We start from the raw sequence: 7,644 nt of genomic DNA on the forward strand, positions 1-7,644 counted from the left end.
ACTGAGCTGTGCCCCCTTCCCTCACGGGACGCGGGGCACAGCTCACTCATGCGTTCGATGCGCTAGGTGCCTGGCCTGTAGGCGTGGCGGCCGGTGCCTGCCTCACCGGAGCCTGACTCGCCGGTGCCATCCTCACCCTGGCCATTTGCGCCGGCGCCTGACTCGCCAGTACCCGAGCCTGACTCGCCTGAACCCGAACCTGTCTCGTCCGAACCTGAACCGGTCTCTTCCGAGCCGGTTGGTTCGGTGGAGCCGGCGAGGATCGCGGCTGGGGTTGGTTTGCCTTCGAGCTGGTCTGGCCCGTCGACTGCGGTGAAGGTCAGCTTGCGAGCGTCGTCTTCGCCTTCGACGTCTACAACAACGGTCTGGCCTGGCAGCAGGTCTCCGAAGAGGATCTTCTCGGACAGTGGGTCTTCGACGTCGCGTTGGATGGTGCGACGTAGTGGGCGGGCGCCCATCGCTGGGTCGAAGCCGCGGTCTGCGAGCAGGTCGCGTGCAGGTTGCGTGACGGACAGCGAGATCGAACGTTCGGCAAGCCGTTCGGCAAGCCGGTTGGTGAACAGGTCCACGATCTGGACGATCTCGCTGTGCTGCAGCTGCGGGAAGACCACGATGTCGTCAACACGGTTGAGGAACTCTGGCCGGAAGTGCTGGCGTAGCTCTTCCTGGACTTTGGCCTGCATGCGTTCGTAACCGGTTTGGACGTCGGTGGTGGATTGGAAGCCGGTCATCACGCCCTTGGAGATGTCCCGGGTACCGAGGTTGGTGGTCATGATGATGATCGTGTTCTTGAAGTCGACCACGCGGCCTTGCGAATCGGTCAGGCGGCCGTCTTCGAGGATCTGCAGTAGCGAGTTGAACAGATCAGCGTGGGCCTTTTCAACCTCGTCGAACAGCACGATCGAGAACGGGCGGCGGCGTACCTTTTCGGTCAGCTGACCGCCTTCTTCGTACCCGACGTAGCCCGGAGGCGCACCGAACAGGCGGGAAACGGTGTGCTTCTCTGCGTATTCGGACATGTCGAGGGTGATGAGGGCGTCCTCGTCACCGAACATGAACTCGGCGAGCGCTTTAGCGAGCTCGGTCTTACCTACACCGGTTGGGCCTGCGAAGATGAACGAGCCGCCTGGACGGTTCGGGTCTTTGAGGCCGGCGCGTGTGCGGCGGATCGAGCGGGCGATCGACTTGATCGCTTCGTCCTGGCCGATGACGCGCTTGTGCAGTTCCTCTTCCATGTTGAGTAGTCGCGTGGACTCTTCTTCGGTGAGTTGCACAACCGGGATGCCGGTCGAGGAAGCCAAGACTTCGGCGATGACCTCTGGGGTGACCTCAGAGATTTCGTCGAGGTCGCCGTTCTTCCATGCGGCTTCCTTTTCTTGGCGCTCGGTGATCAGGCGCTGCTCTTCGTCGCGGAGTTTCGCCGCGCCTTCGAAGTCTTGGGCGTCGATCGCGGATTCTTTTTCGCGACGGATTTCCGCGATTCTCTGGTCCATCTCTTTGAGCTCTGGCGGGGCAGTCATGCGCTGGATGCGCAGGCGGGCGCCGGCTTCGTCGATGAGGTCGACGGCCTTGTCCGGCAGGAAGCGGTCGGAGATGTAGCGGTGGGCGAGCTGGGCTGCGGACTGCAGCGCTTCGTCGGTGATGGATACGCGGTGGTGTGCCTCGTATTTATCGCGTAGGCCGCGCAGGATTTCGACGGTGAGCTCGACCGATGGTTCCGGTACCTGGATCGGCTGGAAGCGGCGTTCCAGTGCCGCGTCTTTTTCGATGTGTTTGCGGTATTCATCGAGCGTGGTTGCGCCGATGGTCTGCAGTTCACCGCGGGCGAGCATCGGCTTGAGGATGCTCGCGGCATCGATCGCGCCTTCGGCGGCGCCGGCACCGACGAGGGTGTGGATTTCGTCGATGAACAGGATGATGTCGCCGCGGGTGCGGATCTCTTTGAGGACCTTCTTGAGGCGTTCTTCGAAGTCACCGCGGTAGCGGGAGCCAGCCACGAGGGAACCCAGGTCAAGCGTGTAGAGGTGCTTGTCTTTGAGGGTCTCTGGCACATCGCCGCGCACGATCGCTTGCGCGAGCCCCTCAACGACCGCGGTCTTACCAACGCCTGGCTCACCTATGAGCACGGGGTTGTTTTTGGTGCGGCGAGATAGAACTTGCATGACGCGTTCCATCTCGTGTTCGCGCCCGATGACGGGGTCGAGTTTGTTCTCGCGTGCTGCGGCGGTGAGGTTGCGACCGAACTGGTCGAGGACAGCGGAACCGGACGGGGTTCCGTCTTTCTGGTCGCGGGAGCCGCCGCCGGCTCCGGCTGGTTCCTTGGAGGAGTGGTAGCCGGAGATGAGTTGGATGACTTCTTGGCGTACGGCTTGTGGGTCGGCGCCGAGGCTTTCGAGTACCTGGGCTGCGGTGCCTTCGCCTTCACGGATGAGGCCGAGCAGGATGTGTTCGGTGCCGATGTAGTTGTGGCCCAGTTGGAGGGCTTCACGTAGGGAAAGTTCGAGGACTTTCTTGGCGCGCGGGGTGAAAGGGATGTGTCCCGTTGGCGCTTGCGAGCCTTGACCGATGGCTTCCTGGACCTGTTCGCGTGCCGCTCCGAGTGACACGTTGAGGGATTCCAGGGCTTTTGCTGCTACGCCTTCACCTTCGTGGATGAGGCCGAGCAGGATATGTTCGGTGCCGATGTAGGTGTGGTTGAGCATGCGCGCCTCTTCTTGGGCGAGCACCACAACACGACGGGCACGGTCCGTGAAACGTTCGAACATGCGCACACTCCTTTAATGACTTATTTCCGATGCTACGCATCGAAAGCAGTCGATTGGTCTGTGTTCACCATCAGGTGAACAGTTTGTGACCGTGTACGCAGATAGCAGAAGTCTGTGCCTTGGCTTCGAAGTCTGTGGACGCCTTAGCTACGGTGCGCTTCGCGGTATTTCACGATGATCTCGTGGCTGAGGCGTCCGCGGTCGGAGACGTCGTAGCCTTTTTCTTTGGCCCATGCGCGGATGCGCGCTGCTTCATCGGATGAGTGCGGCGCGGAGCGGCGGCCGGCTTTGATGTAGGGGCGTAAGAATTCCCGGAGCTTGTTGAGGTTGTCTTGGGAAAGGTCGATTTCGTAGTGCATGCCTTCGAGGCCGAAATAAACCGTCGATTCTGCTGGCGTGCCGTCGATATCGTCGATCAGCGTGACTTGAACTTGGCGTGCCATAAATACTTCTCCACTCATTATTGAGTTCGCTTAAATTGAAAGGTCATCAAAATAAGCTTCGAATAAAAATACTACGCTACGCCGTTGAGGGTGTCAGATATTTTCTGACGGGTTTTCGCTATTTTTGGTTCTTAGCAGCCATTTCGGATTCGATTTCTTTCATCCGCTTCTCAACGGCGTCTTCGAACCGCGCGTCCGTGAGCTCTTTGCCCTTAGCTGCGGCTTCACGCTCGCGGCGGTCGGCGTTGACAATCGAGCGCATAACCCACCAGAAAATAAGGGCGAGGGTAATGGTCGGCAACAGTACTGAAACGTATGGGTAAATAGCGTCCCAGATTTCGGCCATGGCTATGCCTCCGGTTTCAGCAGCGGGAAGAGGATGGTCTCGCGGATGCCTACGTTGGTGAACAGCATGACGAGGCGGTCCACACCCAGGCCGGTGCCGCCCATCGGTGGCGCACCGTATTCGAGTGCACGCAGGAAGTCTTCATCGAGCTGCATCGCTTCGGGGTCGCCACCTGCGGCGAGCTCGGACTGATGCGTGAGGCGTTCCCGCTGGATCACCGGGTCGATCAGTTCGGAGAACGCGGTGCCGCGCTCCATACCTCCGATGATGAGGTCCCACGCTTCGATGACACCGTCCTTGGAGCGGTGCTGGCGCGCGAGCGGCTGGGCTGCCGGCGGGTAGTCGTAGACGAACGTCGGGTTGATCAGGGTTGGTTCGACGATCTCCCCGAACAGCTCGATCACAGCGTTCTGCTCATCCCAGTTCTCATCCCAGGCCACATCCTTTTCAGCAGCGACTTCCTTCAACACGTCGATGCCGGTTTCTGGGGTGATCTCGCGGCCCACAGCTTCAGATAGCGCCGGGTAGACGCTCACCCAAGCCCATTCACCGGAAAGATCGATCGTGGTGCCGTTTGGTCCCGGGATCTGTAGGCCGCAACCGATTTCCTCGGCGGCGGCGAGAATGATCTCCTTGAGGCGTGCGGCCATCACGAACTGATCCGCGTACGCCTCATAGAACTCGAGTGTCGTGAACTCAGGCGAGTGGGTCGAATCCACACCTTCGTTGCGGAAGATACGGCCCATCTCATAGACGCGGTTCACCCCACCCACCACGGTGCGCTTGAGGTACAGCTCGGTCGCGATACGCAACGTCATGTCCTGATCGAACGCGTTCAGGTGCGTCTCGAACGGACGCGCCGCGGCGCCGCCGTGGATGAGTTGCAACATCGGCGTTTCGACTTCCACATAGCCGTGGGAATCGAGTACGCGGCGGATCGCGCGGGTGACTGCGGCCCGCTTATAGATCATCTGGCGCGCTTCTTCACGCACGATGAGGTCTGCGTAACGCTGACGTACGCGGGTTTCTTCGTTGAGGTCAGCGTGCAAAACAGGCAACGGACGTAGCGCCTTGGAGGCCATCTGCCACCGCTGAGCCATGATGGACAGTTCCCCGCGGCGGGATGAGATCACGCGTCCTTCAAAGAACACGTGGTCGCCAAGGTCAACGAGGTGCTTGAAGTCTTCAAGCGCTTCCTGACCGACCTCCGCGAGCGAAATCATGACCTGCAACTGCACGGTCGAGCCGTCTTCGCCGCCCTCTTGGAGGGTAGCGAAGCAGAGCTTACCCGTGTTGCGCTGGTACACAACGCGCCCCACGACACCAACCACATCGTCGGTTTCTTCACCGCTTGCAAGATGCGCCCAGTATTCGCGCACGGTCGCCAGTGAATGGGTGCGGCGGACCCCTACCGGGTACGCCTGCTTACCGGAGTCAAGGATTTCCTGACGCTTGGCCAGGCGCACGGCGCGCTGGTCACGGTTGTCAACGGTCGATGTCGTTTCAGAAGAGTTAGCGTTGGCAGTCACGCCCACCATTCTAGCTGGCACCTCTGTGCTGTATAGAACCCAAAGCGCTGTACAGAACACTGCGCTGTATAGAACCCAGTCGCTGACCGGAACTCAAGGCGGGCGTGAGTCTGCCGGCTAACTGGCTACCAGATGCTGACGCGTTCTTCGGGTGCCAGCCACATCCCATCGCCTTCTTCGGTGCCGAACGCTTCGTGGAAGGCGTCCACGTTGCGGGCGGTCTGGTTGGCCCGGAACTCGGTTGGTGAGTGCGGGTCGGTCGAGACCATGGTGACCATGGACTCTGGGCGGGTGAGGCTCGCCCACACCCTTGCCCACGATGTGAAGAAGCGCTGGTTGCCGCTCAGCCCGTCGGTCTCTTCCTCGGGGTCGCGGCCGGTCGCCTTCATTTCGGCGAGGTAAGCCTTATGGGCGATTCCGAGGCCGCCGAGGTCGCCGATGTTCTCACCGAGGGTCAGCTCACCGTTGACGGTGTGCTCCGGCGCTTCTGGCGGGACGAGTGCCCCGTATTGTTCAACCAGGTTCTTGGTGCGGGCTTCGAAGGCGTTGCGGTCGTCTTCGGTCCACCAGTCGGTGAGGGTTCCGTCGCCGTCGAAGCGGGAGCCTTGATCGTCAAAGCCGTGCCCGATTTCGTGGCCGATCACCGCGCCGATCGCACCGAAGTTGGTTGCGTCATCGCCGTTGAGGTCGAAGAACGGTGGCCGCAGGATCGCTGCAGGGAACGCGATTTCGTTGAGCAACGGGTGGTAGTAGGCGTTGACGGTCTGCGGGTACATGAACCACAGTTCACGGTTCACGCCGTCCTCGATTTTCTTCAGTTCTCGCTTGAGCGTGGATTGGGCGATCGCGGCGACGTTGCCCGCCAGGTTTTCAGGGTCGACCTCGAGGGTGCTGTAGTCGATCCATTCGCTCGGGTAGCCGATCTTGGTGCGGAATTTCTCGAGCTTGATGAGTGCTCGCTTCTGGGTGTCTTCACCCATCCAGTCCAGCCCGGTGATCGAGGTGCGGTATGCCTCAATCAGACGGTCGACAAGATGGTCCATCCGTTCTTTCGCTGCCGGCGGGAAGTGTTCGGCCACGAAGATCTGACCGATGTCCTCACCAACGCCGGATTCGACGAACGCTACGCCGCGTTTCCAGCGTTCGCGCTGTTCGGTGGCCCCGCCGAGGGTGTGGGAGTAGAAGGACCAGTTTTCGGTCACGACGTCTTTATTGAGGTACGGGGCGCGTGCGCGCATCACGTTGAACGCGAGCAGATCCTTCCATGCCTCAAGGGGTTGTTCGGTGAGCTCTTTGTTGAGCCCTTCGAGGAAACTTGGCTGCCACACGTCTACAACGGACCAGTATTTTTCTGAGATGCGTGAGCCGTCAAACCAGTTCCGCAACAGCGGGGCCAGCTCGAGCAGTTCGTCGCTGTTCATCTTGTTGTAGCGGGCTTGGGCGTCGCGGGTTTTCACGATGTCCCAGTGGTGCTTGGCGATCGCTGTTTCAAGATCGAAGATGCGGATAGCGGTACCTGCTGGGTCTGGGTATGCGAAGAGGGTCAGCATCCGTTCGATGTGGGCGCGGTAGGCCTCGCGGATGTCCTGGTAGGCGTCTTCGCGGTAGTAGGCCTCGTCTGGTAGGCCGATGCCGCCTTGGAGGATCGTGAAGAGGTTTACATCTGGGTCTTTGGCGTCGTTGGAGGCTCCGATGCTGAAGAACGCCTCGATCCCAACGGTCGCGAACTCTCCTGCGAGCTTCATAAGGTGTTCGACGTCGTGGACGTTGTCGATTTTCTCCAGCAGGTCGCCCACGGGGCTGGTTCCGAGCGCTTCGATACGTTCTTCGTCCATGAAGGAGTCCCATAGGCCAGCGATGCGGGCGTCGCGCGCGGCTTCTTCGTCGCTGCTATCGGCAGTGTTGCCGCCGTTGCTTTCGGCGGTATTGCTACTGCCGTTGTTGGCTTGGCGTTGATGGTGGCGTGCTACAGCTTCTTCGATAATGTTCCGCACGTCTGCTTCTGCGCGGTCGCGTAGTTCGTGGAAGACACCGTAAGCTCCGCGATCTGAGGGGATCTCGTTGCTGGTGAGCCATTCGTGGTTGACCCAACGGTACAGGTCGTCTTGCGGACGCGGCACGTCGGTGGCTTCGATGTGAGTGTTAGCTGTCGCGGTCATGTATATAACGCTACCGGGCACCGCGCACGGGCTCCAAAGTGCAGCGGTGGGCTGTGGATGATGTGTTGGTGTTTGCGTGGTTGTGTTTGTGCGATTGGTTAAAAAGAAAAGTGACAGGAGAAGGACCGAAAGGGGCTATCGGTCGCGAGCCGGTGGTGGTGGGGTGGCTCAAGCGGAACCGATAATCGGTCTCTTCTCCTGTCACGTTCGTGAAGTGTGTTCGGCGGTGTCCTACTCTCCCACAACCTCCCGGTTGCAGTACCATCGGCGCTGTGGGGCTTAGCTTCCGGGTTCGGGATGGGACCGGGCGTTTCCCCCACGCTATAACCGCCGTAACTCTCTCACCCCTAACCAGCGTTAGTGGCTTGGCCGGGGAAATCTGTGTGTTACGTGTACGAGTGT

At 60.3% G+C, this 7,644-nt stretch carries 5 protein-coding genes and 1 rRNA gene; all 6 read right to left on the reverse strand.

Translation table 11 applies throughout. The features are described 5' to 3' along the window. Positions 1–62: 62 nt before the first annotated feature. Positions 63–2,765, reverse strand: a complete 2,703-nt coding sequence (locus HMPREF3175_RS04490) for an ATP-dependent Clp protease ATP-binding subunit (RefSeq protein WP_083289396.1) — start codon at positions 2,763–2,765, stop codon at positions 63–65. A gap of 143 nt (positions 2,766–2,908) precedes the next feature. Next, complete coding sequence (locus HMPREF3175_RS04495; RefSeq protein ID WP_035757283.1) at positions 2,909–3,208, reverse strand: histone-like nucleoid-structuring protein Lsr2; 300 nt, start codon at positions 3,206–3,208, stop codon at positions 2,909–2,911. Between the two features lie 118 nt (positions 3,209–3,326). After that, entirely contained in the window at positions 3,327–3,554 is a 228-nt protein-coding gene (locus HMPREF3175_RS04500) for a hypothetical protein (protein ID WP_070490856.1), read from the reverse strand. 2 nt (positions 3,555–3,556) lie between these two features. Continuing rightward, the gene (gene lysS, locus HMPREF3175_RS04505) at positions 3,557–5,092 is read right to left on the reverse strand and encodes a lysine--tRNA ligase (protein ID WP_035757277.1); all 1,536 of its coding nucleotides are present in this window, start codon (positions 5,090–5,092) and stop codon (positions 3,557–3,559) included. A gap of 116 nt (positions 5,093–5,208) precedes the next feature. Then, positions 5,209–7,242: a M13 family metallopeptidase gene (locus HMPREF3175_RS04510; RefSeq protein WP_070490857.1), complete on the reverse strand. Its 2,034-nt coding sequence runs from the start codon at positions 7,240–7,242 to the stop codon at positions 5,209–5,211. Between the two features lie 218 nt (positions 7,243–7,460). Then, a 5S ribosomal RNA gene (gene rrf / locus HMPREF3175_RS04515) occupies positions 7,461–7,577 on the reverse strand. Positions 7,578–7,644: the final 67 nt, after the last annotated feature.

The organism is Arthrobacter sp. HMSC08H08, assembly GCF_001807575.1.
In the GTDB taxonomy this organism is placed as follows: Bacteria; Actinomycetota; Actinomycetes; order Actinomycetales; family Micrococcaceae; genus Pseudoglutamicibacter; species Pseudoglutamicibacter albus.